The sequence below is a fragment of the bacterium genome (genome assembly GCA_016124905.1).
Lineage (GTDB): Bacteria > Pseudomonadota > Alphaproteobacteria > Rickettsiales > RI-342 > RI-342.
In genome coordinates this window covers 22290-41648 of the sequence record WGMV01000026.1, presented here as the reverse complement: position 1 = coordinate 41648, position 19359 = coordinate 22290, and the positions used below count along the sequence as shown (strand labels likewise).

The 19359-nt window shown below is 57.6% G+C and carries 16 protein-coding genes; 7 read left to right on the top strand and 9 right to left on the bottom strand.

Features of this window, described 5'->3' with window-relative positions; all coding sequences use genetic code 11:
• Positions 1-27 precede the first annotated feature (27 nt).
• The 3 genes from bfr to GC177_07340 form a co-directional block, all read right to left on the bottom strand.
• Positions 28-495, bottom strand: coding sequence for a bacterioferritin (gene bfr, locus GC177_07350; protein ID MBI1275770.1), 468 nt, complete (start codon positions 493-495; stop codon positions 28-30).
• A 187-nt stretch (positions 496-682) separates the two neighbouring features.
• Positions 683-1831, bottom strand: a complete 1149-nt coding sequence (locus GC177_07345; GenBank protein MBI1275769.1) for a DUF2336 domain-containing protein — start codon at positions 1829-1831, stop codon at positions 683-685.
• Between the two features lie 220 nt (positions 1832-2051).
• Entirely contained in the window at positions 2052-3854 is a 1803-nt protein-coding gene (locus GC177_07340; GenBank protein ID MBI1275768.1) for an EAL domain-containing protein, read from the bottom strand.
• A 160-nt stretch (positions 3855-4014) separates the two neighbouring features.
• Between GC177_07340 and dapD the strand changes: the two genes are divergently transcribed.
• A complete protein-coding gene (dapD, locus tag GC177_07335; GenBank protein ID MBI1275767.1) occupies positions 4015-4884 on the top strand; it encodes a 2,3,4,5-tetrahydropyridine-2,6-dicarboxylate N-succinyltransferase in 870 nt (289 codons plus the stop codon).
• A gap of 135 nt (positions 4885-5019) precedes the next feature.
• On the top strand, positions 5020-6171 hold the full coding sequence (gene dapE / locus GC177_07330) for a succinyl-diaminopimelate desuccinylase (GenBank protein ID MBI1275766.1): 1152 nt from the start codon (positions 5020-5022) through the stop codon (positions 6169-6171).
• A 510-nt stretch (positions 6172-6681) separates the two neighbouring features.
• On the opposite strand, the gene GC177_07325 is transcribed toward dapE, so the two are convergent.
• Complete coding sequence (locus GC177_07325) at positions 6682-7158, bottom strand: DNA polymerase III subunit chi (GenBank protein ID MBI1275765.1); 477 nt, start codon at positions 7156-7158, stop codon at positions 6682-6684.
• 74 nt (positions 7159-7232) lie between these two features.
• Between GC177_07325 and GC177_07320 the strand changes: the two genes are divergently transcribed.
• Positions 7233-7901 (top strand): radical SAM protein, encoded by a 669-nt coding sequence (locus GC177_07320; GenBank protein MBI1275764.1) that lies wholly within the window; start codon positions 7233-7235, stop codon positions 7899-7901.
• Between the two features lie 70 nt (positions 7902-7971).
• Entirely contained in the window at positions 7972-8661 is a 690-nt protein-coding gene (queC, locus tag GC177_07315; GenBank protein ID MBI1275763.1) for a 7-cyano-7-deazaguanine synthase QueC, read from the top strand.
• Here the strand turns inward: queC and fabI are convergent.
• Positions 8658-9446: an enoyl-ACP reductase FabI gene (fabI, locus tag GC177_07310; protein ID MBI1275762.1), complete on the bottom strand. Its 789-nt coding sequence runs from the start codon at positions 9444-9446 to the stop codon at positions 8658-8660. The genes queC and fabI overlap by 4 nt on opposite strands.
• A gap of 95 nt (positions 9447-9541) precedes the next feature.
• Here fabI and GC177_07305 point away from each other — a divergent pair, with 95 nt between their 5' ends.
• Together GC177_07305 and GC177_07300 are read left to right on the top strand one after the other, a co-directional pair.
• Positions 9542-10954 carry a bifunctional enoyl-CoA hydratase/phosphate acetyltransferase gene (locus GC177_07305; GenBank protein MBI1275761.1) on the top strand — a complete coding sequence of 471 codons (1413 nt, stop codon included), beginning with the start codon at positions 9542-9544 and terminating at the stop codon, positions 10952-10954.
• Positions 10951-12090, top strand: coding sequence for an acetate/propionate family kinase (locus tag GC177_07300; GenBank protein ID MBI1275760.1), 1140 nt, complete (start codon positions 10951-10953; stop codon positions 12088-12090). Before GC177_07305 ends, GC177_07300 begins: the two co-directional genes overlap by 4 nt.
• On the opposite strand, the gene GC177_07295 is transcribed toward GC177_07300, so the two are convergent.
• From GC177_07295 to GC177_07280, 4 genes are all read right to left on the bottom strand, one after another.
• A complete protein-coding gene (locus GC177_07295) occupies positions 12079-12960 on the bottom strand; it encodes a phenylalanine 4-monooxygenase (protein ID MBI1275759.1) in 882 nt (293 codons plus the stop codon). The genes GC177_07300 and GC177_07295 overlap by 12 nt on opposite strands.
• A 71-nt stretch (positions 12961-13031) precedes the next feature.
• A complete protein-coding gene (locus GC177_07290) occupies positions 13032-13481 on the bottom strand; it encodes a hypothetical protein (protein MBI1275758.1) in 450 nt (149 codons plus the stop codon).
• Positions 13482-13538: 57 nt separating this feature from the next.
• Entirely contained in the window at positions 13539-13934 is a 396-nt protein-coding gene (locus tag GC177_07285) for a hypothetical protein (GenBank protein ID MBI1275757.1), read from the bottom strand.
• Positions 13935-13991: 57 nt separating this feature from the next.
• Entirely contained in the window at positions 13992-14702 is a 711-nt protein-coding gene (locus tag GC177_07280) for a hypothetical protein (protein ID MBI1275756.1), read from the bottom strand.
• A gap of 205 nt (positions 14703-14907) precedes the next feature.
• Between GC177_07280 and GC177_07275 the strand changes: the two genes are divergently transcribed.
• A complete protein-coding gene (locus tag GC177_07275) occupies positions 14908-19284 on the top strand; it encodes a hypothetical protein (GenBank protein ID MBI1275755.1) in 4377 nt (1458 codons plus the stop codon).
• Positions 19285-19359: the final 75 nt, after the last annotated feature.

The window sequence follows — 19359 nt, the reverse complement described above, 5'->3', positions numbered from 1 at the left end:
TGTCATGTCATTGTAACAATCGAACGCCTAAACGGCGGATTGCAGGTAATTGGCCATGCCCATGTTGGCGATGAAGTCCAGCTGCTGACGCAGCCAGTCCTGGTGGCCTTCCTCGGATGCCAGGATCTCGTGCAGCATGTCGGCCGTGACGAAGTCGCGGTCTTCTTCTGCCAGCGCGATGGCCTCGCGCAGGTCGGCAATGGCCTTGATCTCGAGCGCGTGGTCGGCTTTCAGCATCTCTTCCACATGCTCGCCTACCATCAGCTTGCCCAGGTCCTGCAGGTTTGGCAATCCACCCAAATAGAGGATGCGCGCAATGATGCGGTCCGCATGTTTCATCTCGTCGATGGATTCTTCATATTCCTTGGTCGCCAGCTTGCCGTAGCCCTGATGCGACAGGATTTTGGAATGCAGGAAATATTGATTGATGGCCGTCAGCTCGTTTTTCAAAATGCCGTTCAGCTGCTTGATGATGGTGCCGCGTGCGTTGGCCATGGTGCTCTCCTAAAAACAGAGGCATTTCCTAGCATGCATGCGGATGGGAGGCAAGGGAGAATGACTCGCAAAAAACCAGAAAAAACAGGTTGTTGTTGATAATCATTTTCAACGGAGCGCAGCGACTGGGCGCGACCGTGCCCCGCGCCTTATTGGCGCGAGAAGCGAGCAGCGCGAGCCAGTAAAACTACTTCACAAAGAAATCCAGGTAGCTTTGCATTTCTTCCGGCGTCAGCGGATATTCCCGCCCGTTTTTTGCATGCACCACTTTCGTATGATGCAGCCGCCCCATGCGCATCTGCACCTGAAGTGCCACGCGCATCGATACGCCCGCCTTCCAGCACAGCGCAGTGATGGCTTTTCCGTTTTCGGATTTGATGATGCGGTCCACCATGCCCTCGGGCAAGCCGCTGAGGTGGGTAAGGGCGGTTTTGACAAAGGCCAGTTCGCCACGTTCCAGCGCGTCCTCCACCCCTTCGGGCGTCAATTCGCCGCTGCTGGAAAGCTCACGTGCCTTGCTGCTTTCTTTCCGCTTCTTATCAAGGCTTGGCGTTTGCAGGCGCTTGCTGATCTGCTCCAGCAGGCTGCTGCTGACGCTGGCGGGCAGGGCTCCCTCCCGCGTCATGCGTTCGATCAGGCTTTTGGAAACAAACGTCGCCATGCGGTTGAGGATGCGCTGCGGCAGGTCCGGCAGGCGAAGCAGCGGCTCATGCATCGGCTCCACTTTTTCCGCCTCAACGGCCATTAACTCCATGCCGGGTTCGGAATAGCTCGCGCCTTTATTGCCCAGCAGCCGCTGCATCACGGGCACGTTGCGGCAGGCGATCAGCGCATCGGTCACCAATGAGGAAAGCCGCTTGCGCGCGGCCACCGCCGTCAGCACTTCCAGCCGCCCGGTGCTTTTGATGATTTCCACCAGATCCTGATCCGTCAAAACCGGCGAACATTCCAGAATAGGCACCGCCACGCTGTCCGCTTCGTCTTTTGCCAGCGACATCACCACATCGCGCGGGGCGAAAGGCATCTCTTTCAGTTCTTCGGATAATATCTCGCGCACGCGCAGCAACTGGTCGCGGCAAAGCAACGTCAGCACCCGCACCGTGTAGGCAAGCAGGTCGGCTTTCTGATGATCCTGCAGATCAGGCAGCAGGCGGGCGATTTTAAAGGCGATATGGCACCGCGCCTCGTCGCTGATTTCAACCGAAAATCGCGCGCCTTCCAGCAAGGGCACGGGCGCGGTTTCCCCCCGCTGCACGTAGATTTCCTGCCCCTTGAGGGCAATCACCGTGCGCGGTGGAAGAACTTCCTGTTGTTTGGGCGGTTTGCTTGGCAACATGGCTTCATGAAAACGGTATCTGTTTCACGATAGAGCAAGTTAGTGAAAAAACTCTATATCGATTCAAACCACTACAGGCGCAAAAATATCAAAACTGGAGCGCAGCGACTGAGCCGTCCATGCGAAGCATGGCAAATCAATATAAAGCCCCGCGCCATAATTGGCGCGTAGTCCTTCGCGGAGCGAAGGTAAGGCATAGTTATAGCAAGAACTAGCGTTGCTAGTTCTTGCTATAAAGATTATCCGTCCAGGCCCGTTGCGGGTTGGAGGCTTTCCCAAGCGTCTGCTTGCCGGGCTGGGGCAGGGGCACGTTCTTGATGGAACTCAGTACCCCCGTCACATCCGTGGTGGGTTTGCCGAAATGGTAACCCTGGCCGAAGCCCACCCCGCAGCTTGAGAGAAACTGCGCCACATTCTCATCCTCTACCATCTCGGCGATGGTAGCGATCTGTAGGTCGTGGCACATGCCAATCATGGCGCGCAGCAGGTGTTTGCCGCGTGGCGTCACGAGGGAATCTTTCACATAGCTGCCGTCGATCTTGATGTAATCCACCTCCAGATGGCGGATATATTCGAAGGAGGATTCCCCCACGCCGAAATCATCAAGGCAAAACAGGTTACCTTCTTTACGGAGCGTCTGCACAAAGTTGTTGGCGCTGCTCAGGTCATGGATCTTGGATGATTCGGTGATCTCAAACATCACCTGATGGCGCACATCGTTGTTGATGCGAAGTATCTGCGAAAGCGTGTCACAGAATAAATTACTGCCGATCGAGTGCCCCGAAAGATTGATGGATACCATCGGTCGCTTGCCTTGGCGTGCGGCAGCGTTGAGCAAATCAAGCGTCTTTTGGCACATGGCGAGGTCGAAATCGCCGATCACGCCAGCTTCCTCGCCGAAGGTGATGAAATCGAACGGGTTGGCGAAGGTCTGGTTTTCCTCCAGCCGCGCCAGCACCTCGAAATGGTGCGGCTGGCGGTTGCGCATGTCCACGATCGGCTGAAGCGCGATCTTGAAGCTGCCATCCTCCACCGTTTTGTGAAAATCGGTGATGCGGTGCACCGTCTCCGCCAGCATCTCCTGGTAGCTTTCGCTGAGGCTGGTGATGGAGAAATCATCCACATGGCTGTCGGCGAATTTATTGATGGTGTATTGCAGTGCTCGCGCGCAGTCGCGCTCATTGAGGTGCGCGGCATCCAGGCGGATATGGCCGCTGCGAAGCTCGGCCTTCTTGTCCTGGTGCTGCTGATAGATGGATTTGATGCCATCCACGATGCCATCTTCCGTCGTGCTGTCGTCATGCAGGATGACGAAGCTGTTATCGCCCGCCATGCCGGTGGCATCGCCGTGATAGGATTGTTCCTGAAGATACTGGCAGATTTCTTCCAGCAGGATGTCGGCCTCATTGGCCTCGTTATTCAGCAGCAATTCCGGCAGGTCGTCCAGTTCCACCAGCGTCACATGCAGCTTATGGCCCTTGTCGGTGGCTTCTTTCAGCATGTGGGCGGCCTTCTGGGCGAAGGCCTCCTGCTTGTAAAGCCCGGTGGAAAGGTCGCGCATGCCGATTTCGGTGGCTTCAATATCGCGGCGGATGAAGCCGAGTGTCACGAAAATATGGCCGTTTAAATAAGGAATCTGATAGCCCGAAAGCGCAAACCCGGCGGATTTGCCGGTTTTCTGGTTGGTAAGTTGCACCTTAAAGCGGTCCAGCCGCTTGAGCGCGCGCGGTTTTTCCAGCAGTTCCATCACATGCTGGCGGTCATCGGGGGTGATGAATTCGAGAAAGGAGCGCCCGGTCATCTGCTCCTGCTTGATGCCGAGCAGGCTGAAGGTGGCGCCGTCGACGAATACCACTTGGCCTTGCGGGTTCAGTTCGATAAGAATATCCGCGCTGGCAAAGGCAAAGGCGACAAAGCGGTCCCTTTCATCACGCATGCGCCAGGGCATGTTGGCCGGGCCGTTACCCGTCTGTGGGGGAATTGCCAGGCTGGGTGCGCTGGAAACCGGTGATGAGGACACCATGTGAAGCTCCTGTTATTGCTGGCCCCGGGCAGGAGCCAATCTTTAGGTTGTATCATCGTCCTATTGGTTGGACTATCCGGACATATTGCGGGTGAAAACTTGTAAATTAGTTAAAATTTTAAATTATTTGCGACAAAAACGTCATCAGCGGGTAACAAAAGTGCAAAGCTCTCTTAAAAAGCCTTACGATCTGCAAGCAGCGGTAGAAGCCGCCTGGCAACAGAAAGAAACCATCAATTCCGCCACAAAAGGCGAGGCCCGGGAAGCGGTGGAGCAGGTTATGGCTCTGCTGGATACCGGCGAATTAAGGGTCGCAAATAAAATTAATAATGAGTGGATTGTTAATCTTTGGGTGAAGCAGGCGGTGCTGCTTTTCTTCCGCCTCAACGACATGCAATTAATGGATGGCGGCCCTTTATGGCAGGGGCAGCATGCTCCCTGGTTTGATAAGGTTCCGAGCAAATTCACCGGGTGGAAGGAGGCCGAGTTCAAAAAAGCGGCTTTTCGTGCCGTTCCGGGCAGTTTCGTACGTTATTCCGCCTATATCGCACCATCCGTGGTGCTCATGCCCTCTTTCGTCAATATTGGCGCCCATGTGGGCGAGGGCACGATGGTGGACACCTGGGCCACGGTCGGCAGTTGTGCCCAGATCGGCAAACATTGCCACATTTCCGGCGGTGCGGGCATTGGCGGCGTGCTGGAGCCGCTCCAGGCGGGCCCTGTCATTATTGAGGATAATTGCTTCATCGGCGCGCGGGCTGAAGTCGCCGAAGGTGTGGTGGTGGAAACCGGCTCCGTGCTTTCCATGGGCGTCTATCTTGGCGCATCCACCAAAATCATTGACCGTGCCACGGGTGAAATTTTCTACGGCCGCGTGCCTGCCTATTCCGTGGTGGTACCCGGTGCCATGCCCGGCAGACCCCTGCCGGACGGCACGCCCGGCCCGTCACTATATTGCGCTGTCATCGTCAAACGCGTGGATGAAAAAACGCGCTCCAAAACCGGCATCAATGAGTTGCTGCGTGACTAACTCGCCCATCCATTTCCGTCATTCCTGCGAAGACGGGAATCCACCGCGCATCCGCAAGGACGCGAGGGAGAAAAAATGGATTACCGCCTTCGCGGGAATGACGAGGATGCAGACGAGGATGCAAGGGGGAGATGCATGAACGACCTCCATCCGGACGAAACCACCGCCCTGACGCAACGGCTCATCCGCTGCGACAGCGTCACCCCGCGCGAGGCAGGTAGCCTCGATCTGATGCAATCCTACCTTGAGGCCATCGGCTTCACCTGTCAGCGCCTTCCCTTCGGCGAGGGCGAGGCGAGGGTGGATAATCTGGTGGCGCGTTATGGCGCATCTGGCCCGCATATCGGTTTCGCCGGGCATGTGGACGTGGTGCCTGTTGGCGATGAAGCCGCATGGAGCGTGCCGCCCTTCTCCGCCACCATTCGCGATGGCCATCTCATAGGCCGTGGTGCGGAGGATATGAAAGGAGCGGTCGCCGCCTTCGCCACTGCCTGCAAACGCTTTCTGGAAAAAAATAAACCGGCAGGCCGCATCTCCCTCATCCTCACCTGCGATGAGGAGGCCGATGCCATCCACGGCACCGAGCCCGTGCTGAAGGCGCTGAAACAACAAGGAAACATCCCCGATTGTTGCATCGTCGGCGAACCCACCAACCCCACCGAAATAGGCCAGATGGCCAAGATCGGCCGCCGCGGCAGCTACGGCGCCACCATCACCGTGCACGGCAAGCAGGGCCATGTGGCCTACCCGCAACTGGCGGACAACCCCGTGCCGAAACTAGCCGCCATCGTCAACGAAATCAGCACCCACGTGCTGGATGAGGGCGATAGCTACTTTCAGGCCTCCAACCTGGAAGTCACCAGCATCGATGTGGGTAACAAGGTGGGCAACGTCATCCCCGCGCATGCGGTGGCGAGGCTGAACGTGCGCTTCAACACCCACCAGTCCGGCGAGAAGCTGGAAAGCTGGCTGCACAGTGTCTGCAAAAAACACGCCCCGAATTATGAGCTCCACGGCCGAGCCAGCGCGCAGGCCTTTGTCTGTCCGCTCGGCCAGCTGGCGGAGGTAATGAAAAAAGCAGTGCAGGAAATTTCCGGCCGCGCGCCGGAACTCTCCACCACCGGCGGTACGTCGGACGCACGCTTCATCCAGGCCTATTGCCCCGTGGTGGAATATGGCAGCACCGGCCGCACCTCGCATATGGTGGATGAGAATGTGCGCGTGGATGATCTGATAACATTATCGCGCACCTATGAGCGCGCGCTGGAGCTGTTTTTCAACAGCTAGCATTTGCATGAGAAAAAAGAGGGGTACGGCTGTACCCCTCTCCCTACTCGAACAACAATTCAGAGAACGTCCGAGGCCACTTAAATTTAGCCTTTTCTTCAGTCAAATTGGCTGGAACCAGCCAATAAGACCCTGCTACAACAACAATAATCCCGGAAACAGGGCCGACAACAATATACGCGAGTGTAACATCGTGTACTGTTGCTCCAACCGTGCTGCCGGGTAACGACAGTAGGTATAACGTGATTGCCGGTAACAATGAGCCAGCGATAATCCTCAGAATTAGACGGAACAAATAGGGAAGCAAATATAACTTATACATCTTACCTCTGGCCGAACATGGCCGTAAAATACAATAGAGTTACCCATCGGAATTGACGGGAACATCTTGAGCTGCACGCATAATATGAAAATGGTGCAATAAGACAAACCTGCGCGGCAAAGCCGCGCCATGCAAATGCCTGACGTTTCAATGAACCATCGGCTTATAGCATGGGATTGTTACAACTATTAGTTATTGGCGCTGGCCGTCTTGTCCCAGCCGCCGCCTTCCTTCTGCTGCCAGTAGGACAGGGGAAAGCCCGCTTCCTTCAGGCTTTTCCAATAGGCTCGCGCGCGTTCCAGCGCGGGTGTGTCGCGCTGGTCGAACAGGTAGATCACCCGCTCGAACTGCTCCATATGCGCAGGCTCGCTCCCTTCCACGATGAAGAGCAATTGCGCCTCGTTCGGCCGTTCTTCCGCCGTGGTGAGGTAGATCAGCTGCTCCTCCGCATGCGGCTCCTTGGCCGATCCGTGCGGCAAAAATTCATGCTCGTTGAAGGTCCAGAGATACTCGTTCAGCGTATCCATGGTGTTCTCGTTGGCGCACAGGATGACCGAGCTTTTCTCCCCGTCCAGCGCCTTGGAAAGCAGGCGCGGCAGCACATCCTCCAGCCGGTTGCGGGTTAGGTGGTAGAACCAGATATCGGGTTTTTTGCTGGCGTTCATGGCCTTAACATGTCTATAGGAGGGCAGAAATTCAAGCTATTTGCAGTATTGCACGCGTTTTTAGAGCTTCTGCCATGTTCGGTCAAAATCCCAAACGCCCGATTGAAAAAGGCGATGGCCAAACCCTCCAGGTAGTCGAGATATTCCCGACCCTTCAGGGTGAAGGCCCTTACACAGGCTGGCCTTCCGTCTTCGTGCGGCTGGGCGGCTGCAACCTTGCCTGCCGTTTTTGCGATACGGAATTCGAGAATTTCAACCCCATGACCCTGCCTGATTTGCTTGCGCAGGTTGACCAGCTGGCCGGGGGTATCCGCAACCTGGTGGTCATCACCGGCGGCGAGCCCTTCCGCCAGCCCATCGAGCCGCTTTGCACCGAACTGCTCAAAAAAGGCTACAAGGTGCAGATCGAAACCAACGGCACGCTCTACCGCCCCATACCGCCCGCTGTAGACATCATCTGCTCGCCCAAAAACGAATCCGGCCCCAATAAAAAGAATGGGGGTTATGCACCCATCCGCCCCGATCTGGCTGAGCGCGTGAATGCCTATAAATTCATCATCTCTGCCCATATGCCGGAATATCACGATGTCGGCCTTCAGGTGAATGCCCCTGTCTATGTGCAGCCCATGGATGAGCATGATGAGGTGAAAAATGCCGAAAATCTGGCCCACACAGTGAATCTGGCCATAAAAAAAGGCTACCGCCTGTCTTTGCAAACCCACAAACTGCTGAACCTGCCATGAAAACAGCCGTGAGCGCGGCGCTTACGCCGCTGTTTCATTGCGCGGGCGAAGCCAAGCAGGAAACATTATGATCAAAAAAGCCGTCATCCTATTGAGCGGCGGGCTGGATTCCGCCACCGTGCTGGCCATTGCCAAATCGCAGGGCTTTGAATGCCATTGCCTGAGCTTTCGCTACGGCCAGCGCCACACGCACGAGCTGGAAGCCGCGGCCCGCGTGGCCGCCCATCTGGGGGCCAAAGAACACCGCATTGCGGAACTGGACCTCCGCCTCTTCGGCGGCTCCGCCCTCACGGCAGATATCGCCGTGCCCAAAGACCGGGAAGAGGCGGAAATGGCCGCCGCCGTGCCCGCCACCTACGTGCCCGCCCGCAACACCATCTTCCTTTCCATGGCGCTGGCCTATGCCGAGGTGCTCGGCGCGTTCGACATCTTCATCGGCGTCAATGCCGTGGATTACAGCGGCTACCCCGATTGCCGCCCGGAATACATCGCCGCCTTCGAGAAGCTCGCCAACCTGGCCACCGCCTCCGGCACCGGCGGCAGCGTGCTGCACGGGGCAGGGCATTTCCGCATTCACACACCTCTGATTGACCTTACCAAGGCGCAGATCATTCAGCAGGGCACCGAACTGGGTGTTGATTACGGCCTCACGCTCTCCTGTTACGACCCCGTGGACGGCAAACCATGCGGCCACTGCGACGCGTGCCATCTTCGTGCCAAAGGCTTTGCGGAAGCCGGGCTTGCCGACAAAGCCGCCTAGTCGATGATGCCGTAACCGGCATCCACATAATGCACCCCGCCGGTGATGCCGCTGGCATCGTCGCTGGCCAGAAACGCGGCGAACTTGCCAACCTCCTCCGGTGTGACGATGCGCTTGAGCGGGGACTTTTGCCTGGCCACCGCAACCAGGGAATCAAAATCCTCAATGCCCGATGCTGCCCGTGTAGGCACCGGCCCGGGTGAAATGGCATTCACGCGGATATTCTTCGGCCCCAGTTCGGCGGCCAGATAACGCGTGCTGGCCTCCAGCGCAGCCTTCACCGGCCCCATCATGTTGTAATGCGCCACCACCTTCTCCGCACCGTAATAACTCACCGTCAAGATGCTGCCGCCTCCATTGCTATCGGAAGAGGGCTGCATCCACGGCTCCACCAGCTTCGCCAGCCGGATGAAGGAATGGCAGGAAATATCCATGGCCTTCAGGAATCCCTCGCGCGAGCAGTCGGTCACACGGCCGTGCAAATCATCCTTCGGTGCAAACGCGATGGAGTGAATCACGAAGTCGATATGCCCCCAGGCCCCAGCCGCAGCGGCCACCAGCGCTTCCATCTGGCCGTCCTGTGTCACGTCGCATGGCAGGAAAATATCGGCGCCCAGGCCCCGTGCAAGCGGCTCCACATGCGGTCTGGCCTTGTCGTTCATATAGCTCAATGCCAGGGTAGCGCCCTGCGCCCGCGCCACGCTGGCGCAGCCATAGGCAATGCTGTGATCATTGGCGATGCCGATGATGATGCCATGTTTGCCGTGCAATTGCGCAAGTCCCACAACCAACCCCACTTGATGAAAAACAATGCCGAAGCATGCATAGTGCTGTAAAACCATTTCACCTTAACTGACCTGCGTCAAGCACAAGACCCCTTATGAACAGCATCACCAACCGCACCTACGACGAAATCGAAATTGGCGAGTCCGCCTCCGTCAGCCACATGCTTACGCGGCAGGATATTCAGCTTTTTGCCATCATGTCCGGCGATGTGAACCCCGCCCATCTGGACGAGGAATACGCCAAAAGCGACATGTTCCATCGCATCATCGGCCACGGGATGTGGAGCGCATCGCTCATTTCCAACGTCCTGGGCACGCAGCTTCCGGGGCCGGGAACCATCTACCTGGACCAGTCGCTTCATTTCGTTCGCCCCGTCGGGCTGGGCGACACCATCACCGCCCGCGTCACCGTGCTGGAAAAACGGCCGGAAAAGCGTGTGCTGATGGAATGCGTCTGCACCAACCAGAAAGGCCAGGAAGTGGTGAAGGGCCAAGCACTGGTGATTGCGCCGGATGAGAAGGTGAGCCGCCCGCGCGTGCAGCTTCCCGAGGTGGAGCTGAAAGACAATTGCCCCTTGCTCTACAGCCAGCTGGATACATTGACCGAAGGCAAGCCCGCGCTGAAAACCGCCGTGGTGCAGCCTACCGATGAATACACGCTGCGCGGTGCGGTGGAAGCGGGGCGGGCCGGTCACATCCAGCCCATCCTGCTCGGCAATGCCACGCGCATGCAGGAAGTCGCCAAACAATTCGGCATCAAGCTGGACGGGTGCGAGGTGATCGACACCGTCCACAGCAATGCCGCCGCCGAACTGGCGGTCAGCATGGCGCGCGAAGGCAGGGTGGATGCCATCATGAAAGGCAAAATCCACACCGACGAGCTGATGGCGGAAGTCGTGAACAAGGATCACGGCCTGCGCACCGCCCGCCGTATGAGCCATGTGTTTTTCATGCAGGTGGGCAGCTATCCCAAACCCTTCTTCCTCACCGACGCGGCGCTGAACATCAAGCCCAGCCTGGCGGATAAGAAGGACATCGTGCAAAACGCCATCGATCTTTACCGCGCCATTTTCAGCAGCGCGCCGCGCGTGGCGCTGCTTTCGGCCGTGGAAACGGTGGAAGAGAACATCCCCTCCACGCTGGACGCCACCGCCCTGTGCAAAATGGCCGAGCGCGGGCAGATCGAAGGCGGGGTGCTGGATGGGCCGCTGGCCTTCGACAATGCCGTGTCGCCGGAATCCGCCACGCTCAAGGGCATCGTCTCACCCGTGGCCGGTCAGGCGGATATCCTCGTGGTGCCGGACCTTGAATCGGGCAACATGCTCTATAAGCAGATGCGCTTTTTCACCGGGTGCGAGGGCGCGGGCATCGTGCTGGGCGCGCGCGTGCCCATCATCCTCACCAGCCGCGCGGGCGGCGTGGCCACACGCGTGGCCTCCTGCGCTCTGGCCCGCATCTATGCTGCGCGCAAGCAATCGGTGGCCAATATCACCGGCAAGGCGGCATGAGCGCCATCCTCACCCTCAATGCGGGTTCATCCAGCCTGAAATTCGCCCTGTTTGAAGCGGCAACGCTCAAACCCACCGTGCGTGGGCAGGTGCGAAACCTGCAAACCCGGCCCGTGCTGGAAGTGGCGCAGCAGGAGCTTCCGCTCACCGCTACGGGCCAGCATGCCGCGCTGGAAGCGGTTCTTCACTGGGTAAAACAACAGGGCGGGGATATTGAATGCGTGGCGCACCGGGTGGTGCATGGCGGCCACGCCTTTACCCGTGCGGTGCCCATCAATGCCAGCGTGATGCAGGATCTCTGGCAGCTCGCCACCCTGGCCCCCCTGCACCAGCCCGCCAACCTTCAGGATATCGAGCAGGCCATGAAATTATGGCCGCTGGTGCCGCATATCGCCTGTTTTGATACCGGCTTCCATGCCACCGTTGCGCCCGTGCAGCGGCGCTTCGCCATTCCCCGCGCCTGGCACGACAAGGGCCTGGAACGCTACGGCTTTCATGGCCTTTCCTATGCCCATATCGCCGGGGCCATGAAATCCGTCCTTCCGGCGGATAAGCAGGGCAGGGTGATTGTCGCCCATCTGGGCAGCGGCGCCAGCATGTGCGCCCTGAAACAGGGTAAAAGTTACGCCACCACCATGGGGCTCACCGCGCTGGACGGGCTGATGATGGCCACCCGCAGCGGCAGCATCGACCCCGGCCTGGTGCTCCACCTCATCCGCCAGGAAGGCCTGACGCCCGAGGAGGTGGAAACCATGCTCTACAAGGATTCCGGGCTGAAGGGCGTTTCCGGCGCTACCGGTGACATGCAGGCCCTGCTCGCCAGCCCCGATGAAGCGGCAGAGGAGGCGATCGATCTGTTCGTCGCCAGCCTTTCGCACCATGTCGGAGGCTTGAGCATGGCGCTTGGTGGGCTGGATGCCCTGGTGTTCACCGCCGGTATCGGCGAACATGCCGCCCCCATTCGCGCGCGCCTGGCCCGGGCAATGGAATGGCTGGGCGCGGATCTGGATGAAGCGGCCAATACCGCCCACGCTCCGGTAATCTCCTCACCGCAAAGCCGCGTTGCACTGGCGGTGATCCCCACCGACGAGGAAAGCACCATGGCGCATCAGGCGCTGGAATGCCTAGGCGATTAGCTGCCCCACCTTGCCGCGCGACAATAGCGTGTCACTGGGCAGGATATCGAGCGGGGAATGCGCCTTGCTGCCTTTCAACTGGTCGTAATAGGGCGTAAAATCCGGTAGCGTGGCATCGAACAATTGCTCGAAACTGTCGATGACGAAATAAACCTCCTGCAGCGCGGTGATGTTGAAATCCGTCTGCATCATGCGCATCACATCAAAGCCGATACGGTTGGGAATGTCGCTCTCCACCGCATAAACCGATTCCGTTTTGGAGGAGGTAATACCCGCGCCATAGATGCGAAACCCGCCATCTTTGGCGCGAATCAGCCCGAATTCTACCGTATACCAGTACAGACGGCCCAGATATTTCACCGCTCCCTGGTCCATCGCCTTCAGCCCGCCCTTGCCGTAGGCCACCATGTAATCGGCGAAAACCGGGTTCACCAGCAGGGGAACATGGCCGAAAATATCATGGAAGCAATCCGGCTGTTCCAGATAATCCATCTCGCTTCGCGAGCGGATCCATTCCGTCACCGGAAAACGCTTATTGGCCAGATGTTCAAAAAACGGCCCGATGGGAATGGCCCCCGGCACCGCCACAATGCGCCAACCGGTCTTTTTTTCCATGATATCGCTGAGTTTATCGAAATTGGGAACCCCGCCCTCGGATGCAACGCCCAGCGTCTCGAACCCTTCCCAATATTCATCGCACACACGCCCGGGCAAAAGTTTCATCTGCCGGTCGAACAGCTCCCGCCACACCGCGTGGTCATCTTCGGAGTAATTCTCCATTTTCTGATCAATGGTATAGTCGGCCCGCATGTCGTTGCGGCGGGCGATCTTGTATTTTTCATGCTCGTCGGCGGCTGAATATTTATCCATGCGGCTCTCCTGTTTCGTTCATTTTACCGCATTCCGGGAGGGGCGGCAATCACAGCCGTTTTTGCGGCGCGTCATTTCCCCAGCAGCACATCCCGCGCCCGGTTGATCTGGGCGGCAAGGTGCGCACTCCCTCCCTGATCGGGGTGGTTTTTCGCAATCAGCCGCTTGTGCGCGGCGCGTATCTGCTGAGGCGTGGCCCCTTCCTCCAGCCCAAGGATGTTGAGCGCCTCCGCCTTGCTGACATCGTGCCGGGCTGCGGGAGGGGAGGAGGGCCGCGACGCCTCCGGCAGAAAAAACCTCCGGACATAGGGGGCAAACGGGCTGAAGAAAAAAATGAACAGCAAAAGCGACCCGACCGGCGTCTGCCCTAGCCGGAACATGATGAAGCTCCCCACCAGTGCGGCGGCCATCACGCCATATTCTTTCCATTTATCGCCAAAGCTTTCCTGCCCTTTGGCAATGCGCGCCATCAGCCAGGAAATGGCGAAAATAATGATGATGACAAGCAGGATGATCTGCATAAAAAAACCGCCCGAACGTTAGGGCGGTTTTATCATGCCGTTACGGTGAAGCGAATGCTAAACGTCGAGACGGGACCCCTTATAGGCGGAAACCAGGGAACCATCCTTGAATTCCAGCACCGTGGGGCGCTGATCATCCTTGAAGTAATAGACCCAGCGTTCGCTATCGCCTTTTTTCTTGGCTTCATTCGGGTTGCCGAGGGCGAGGAACACCATGTCGCGGTTGGCGCCCATGAAGATGTTGCGCTCCATCAGCACTTTTTTCTGTTCGAAGGGAATTTCCAGGGCGCGAATCTGCGACAGACGCTGCCGCTCGTTGGAAGCCATGTCGCTAAGGCCGAACACATCCACCTTCACAATCAGCTGATCGATGGCTTCGGGCTTTTTCGCCTGCAGATAAGACACGCCTGCCGTGAGGCAGACCAGCATGAAGGCGGAAATGAAAAATCTCATAATATTCATAATACCCATGCTGCTTTGCAGCTATAGTTTCCCTGTTATCCTCCCAATCTACGGTGTAATTGTTAAAAACTGATTAAAATTATTCGTCAATAATGCGCGAATGTTAAGAATATAGGCTTTGTGCTGATCCGTCATGGCCTTAAGGCTGGGGTCATCACAGGGCAGGGCGGCATATAGCTCCTTATAGGTGCCCTGGGCGGCGGTGCGCACATCCACCATGTAATTGGCGGGCACGTCGGCCTTTTCCATATCCAGCATGAAGGCGCTGTTAATGAAGGCGAGGCTGTCGATATCCACCAGCTTGCAGCGGTAGAGAACGAAAAAATTCACATAAGCCTGCTCGTAGCGCTGCTTGATTTCATCCAGCGCGGCATCTCCGGGCTTGGCCGCAACGGTTTTTGGAGGCTGAGCTGGCTCCGTCTGGGCTTTTTCCATCTGTGCCGCTTCCAACTCGGCGAGGTGCTGCTTCTGCACCTGTTTAAGGTCGTAAAATACCACGCTGAACCCTAGCAGAATGATGCTGAGGGCAAACAGCAGCCGGTTGCGCGATGAAAGCGACACCAGCTTGATGGCATAATCCAGCAATTGATTGTCGTGCGTGCTCGCATGGCTGGCCAGGCGCTGATGGTAGCGCACGAATTTGCGGTTATCGAAATAAAGATAGATCAGCACGGCGGCCACGCCGGCCAGTATAATGAGCCATTTGGTGGTGACTTCCGCCGGCAGGGCGGAAACGGCATGCCGCAAGCTTTCCAACATATAGAGGTCCAAAGGCAGAAAATGATGGTTTCCTACAATATATAGGATATTTTTCTTTTTGCATCCGTAAACACAGCGGGCAGGGCGCCATAATGTTAATGTGCCTTGCCGATTGTGGCAGAAGGGTTCACAAAGGGTTCACATAAGTTTAATAGAGCGCCGCTATCCTTGGATTGGGTTAATCTATTCAGAATGAAGATGCCATATGCCCGAATTTAATCCTGGTGTTATTCTCTTTGACCAAAGCAACGGCCGTTATGTCGCCGTACAGCAGGATGCCAACGGCACGGCCACGGTCCGTGTTTACTATCCGGATGGGCATTACACGGAACAGACGGGCGTCGCCCTCCCAAACGGGGATAGCAGCAGCCTGGCCATTTCAACCCTTTCAAGCGCTTCACCCGCTACGCCAACGAGCTTTCCAAATGGAACGATAGGTGAGGACACCGTTCCTTTCGGCGCCAACCTGGTGGTGGGCCCTCAAGGTAACAGGGCGGCGTTAAGCGATGAAAACGCGGTGACAATCTATGACAGCCACGGCGAAACACTGCGTACCATTGTTTTCACCTCTCCTGAGAAGGCGGTCACGTTTCTCGACGGCCTTGCCTATTCCGAGGCGCAAAACACCCAGACCAGCACCCTTTGGGCGGATGCGGTAAATACCGGATATGCGCCCGACATGCTGGCCGAATTCGCCCGCCGCGCGCTGCCTGAAAATTATACCCCGGTGGAAGAGCCCGCTGATACCACGTCAACCGAAACCGCTCCCGCTGAAACCCCTGCCGCTACCGTAACGGCCCCGCCGCTTCTGCATGAGCCTGATATGGTGGGACTGGGGCAGTTCTTGATGAGCAACAACATCACGCTTCCGGTGCAGGCAAACCTCAATTTGGGCGGGATCCTGACGGGGGATGATGTCTTATCTGTCGGCATTAACCCGGAACAGTTCTCAAGCACCATCACCAGCATCATGGCGCTTTCCCCGGAAAAGCAGCGAGACGCTTTGGGATATCTCGGCGTGGATGTTACTCTGAGCCCTCAGCAGCAGGCATTGCAGCTCCAGCAGGCCATCAGCGGCCAATTGCCGCCGGAAGCCCGAGAGCAGCTTGCACCCTACCTCCCGCTCATCACCGACATGATGATCAACAATAACGGCGCTTTTGCTGCAGGAACGGACGCAAAATTCGCCGCCATCATGAACGGCGTCAATAACCCGACCGCCGAAAATAAAGCGGCCATGTACGACGCCTTTGGTGATCTGGCCAACACCTACATCGCTGCCGCAGGTGCGGATATGGCCGAGCGCACCCGCCGTGCGGAGCTGATGTTTGATGCCATTGAGCCATCGCTCGGTGAGAATGCCGCAAATGTACACGACGCCCTGGTGCCGATTCTCGCCAACCTCGATAAATACCCCGAAGCGGTCCGCGATTCGGTGATGACCGCCATATCTACGGGCAACATGGGCAATCTTGGTGCTGTTGTTGGCACTGCCGCCAGTTGGGTGATGGATGCCACCCCCGGCTTACAGCCGCCGCAGTCCGAACGCATCACGATGGTTAACGACCTGATCGAGGCAGGCCTGATCGCCAGCGGCAAAACGCCGGAAGAAGCGCATGACATGGCGCAAAATTTGAGTGGAGTGATTACCGGCCCCAATGGTATTTCCCAAATAACACCGACAGATAGAATGAACGCCATCTTCAATGATCTCGCCCAAGGGCCGGATCATTATGATGAAGCGCTGTTGGAATTGTCGAACTGGGTGAATGAAGCCGATAACCCACAAGAGCGGGCCCGCCGCGTGGGCGTTGTGGGCAACATTACCACGTCCTTGTTGACGACCACTGGCATGGATAGCACTACCAGCACCTCCATTGCTGGTCCCTTGCAAAACCTGATTGCCGATTTCGGAAGCATGCCCCCGGCGTTTCGCGAGCTTGCAGTCAATCGCTTGATGGGGCCGCCCGCCGCCACGCCGGATGTGATGGCCGAAGTGGTGCAGGATTACGTGGATTACCCGCTGCGCGTGGCGAACCTGGTGCAGAATCCTCCTCCGCTGACGGACACGGCAGCCTGGGAAGAAATCGCCCGTCTGTATAATTTTGATTTTAATCATGATGGCACGCCGGATCCCTATCCAAGGACCGATGCTGAACTGGCCGACTGGAAACGGCATATGGTTGAGCAGGCCTTCGGCGGCAACATGGCTGCTCCGGACCAGTTATCCGGCATGGCTGCCGTGAATTTCGGCGCCGGTTACGATGCCGCCAACACACAGTTCACCATGTATGCCAGCGAGCTTGGCATCAATCTGGCAAGCTTTGGTATCGATACGGCTCACCCGCCGACAGACCACAACTATCAGGTGCTGATGGTAGGCGGCACGACCGATGCCACCACGGAGCCTGCCAGCACAAGCCAGAATGTCAGCTTCGCCCAGTCCATGCTTGGGCGGCTCTGTGCCCGTTATGGGGTGACGCCGCAAGAGTTGGCGAGCAATGGAATTGTTGCCAATCCTCCTCCCGTACCGCTTACGGTTGACCCGGGTAAGATTCAAGACCTGCAGAACCTCATCAATGCCCAGGTGACAGAAGAGCTCGACACTTTTACTGTCCTGAATAGCGATGCCGGTCCTTCGCGCATCTCCATCGCCGCGGGCGGTGTGCTGCAATTCGATAATGACGGCGACCCGAATACACCTCCTATCGCCATCGACGCCGCCTGGATGCAGGCGCATGGTTACCCCACCGCGGACGCGCAGGGCAATCCCATTAGCCCGCCGACGGATTTTGCCAGCTTCCAGAGCATGGTGAACAGCCAGGTGGCTAATCGCTACGGCACGCTGGGTGACAGCACCGGCATCATGCCCCAGCCTGGCTCTGCGGCTTACACACAATGGCTGAACAGCACCGCGCAGAACGTGGCGGAACGCCGACGCGCCGACGCTTCCACCGCCATCGACGCCGTTGCCAATAACATGGCAGGCGGCATGGGTGGTGCGGCCATGGGCATTCTGGACATGTTCAATGACATCCACACCGGCAACGAGCAGCTGGACCAATTGATCCAGGGCTTTGGCCGCATGCTGATGAGCTTCTTCGGCGGCATGGTGCCGGAAGGATCGAAAGAGGCGGTGGATATCGCGCTCGATTTGAGGAGCGATACCTATGTGGCGGATCGCGCTGGAAACATCAACGACACCTCGCCGAACTGGGGCGATGGGTATGCAACCCCGGCCCCCGAAAACAGCCCGGAGGTAAATGCCGCGCGCACGACATCCAACGCCTTTGCTCAGTCCCTTGCGGGCGCGCTGGGTGGGGATGGCGATTGGCAATCCCTTGCCACGCTGGTTGGCACGCATCCCGATCAGATTCTCGCCACCAAGGAAGGCCAGCTTGGCGCGGCCATCACCATGGGGCTGGGCGAATTGCTCGACAGTGATGCCAGCAGCACCGGCAATACCGAACTCTACAACAATGCTGTTGATCAGCTGAACGCCGAGATACCCGCCGACAGGATCCCTGCGGATACTGCTCTGGGTCAGGCCTATGCCGCCGCAGCCGCCAATGGCCCGGTGAGCTGGATGGACATTTACCAGGCCGCCGCCGCCGATGGGCTGACGCAGGAAGAATATGATCAGCTGATGGGCCTGCTGCCGGAAGGCGAGTTGAAAAACAGCATTGTGGCTGACATGGCGCAAGGCGCGAACATGGACACCTCAACTCTCAACGCCAGTGTGGAAGCCGTTGCCGGTGCCGATGGCGTGGCCAACGTCACCGTGCCGGAGCCAACCACGACCCCCTATAGCTTTACGCCGCTCACCAGTGAAATCGATGCTGTGCCATTCAGCTTTGCCATCGATTCCGACCATGAATTGACTTCGGACGAGGCCATTCAGGCCAATGCACAGGCTCTTGCCATCACGGCGCAGATTTCCGAAAACCTGATGGTGATCGATGAGGTTAACGGCACCAATTATTACGGTGAATTCCTGAACTGGCTGAACCAACCCGCTGAATCCCGTGGGCCATTCCCGTTCAATTCCCAGGATAATCCTGAATTATTCGGCCCTGACGGCAAGCCCATTTTCATGAACGGCCTGGATTACGGATTTAATAATGGAATAATTACGATTGCCGAAGGCGTCACTTTTAACCTTGGCTCCATTGAGGTTCAGGGTGATTTGACGGCCGATCGCGGCATAGGGTTCATGACATCCCTGTCTCGCGCGAGCCAGCAGCAGCAAATAGATCGACAGCCTGTTCTGCCCTTCGGCTTTGATCCCATTGCCGCTCAGAATTGGTTCGCCGTTCGCGGTGACAATGAGCAGGGCGTCAACCAGGGTGCGGTGGACACAACGGCGTGGAATACAGCACAGGATCACCAGAACATTGTCACTATCCCACAAATCGATACCCGCACCGCATCGGACATTGCCCACGACTGGCATGAGATGGTGCAGGAAACCGGTGTGGACATGTGGGCCTTTGACGACGTGGATGTTACCGCGCTTGGTAATCTGTCCCCGCCCGCAACGGGTGCAGCCATCGTTCGCACTACCGAAATGGCGGTGCAATAGCGCTTAATCAACCCGAATTTGCTTGAATGCGCAAAAATGCCGCATTTGGTTGCGCTTGGTTTACAATGCGTTAAC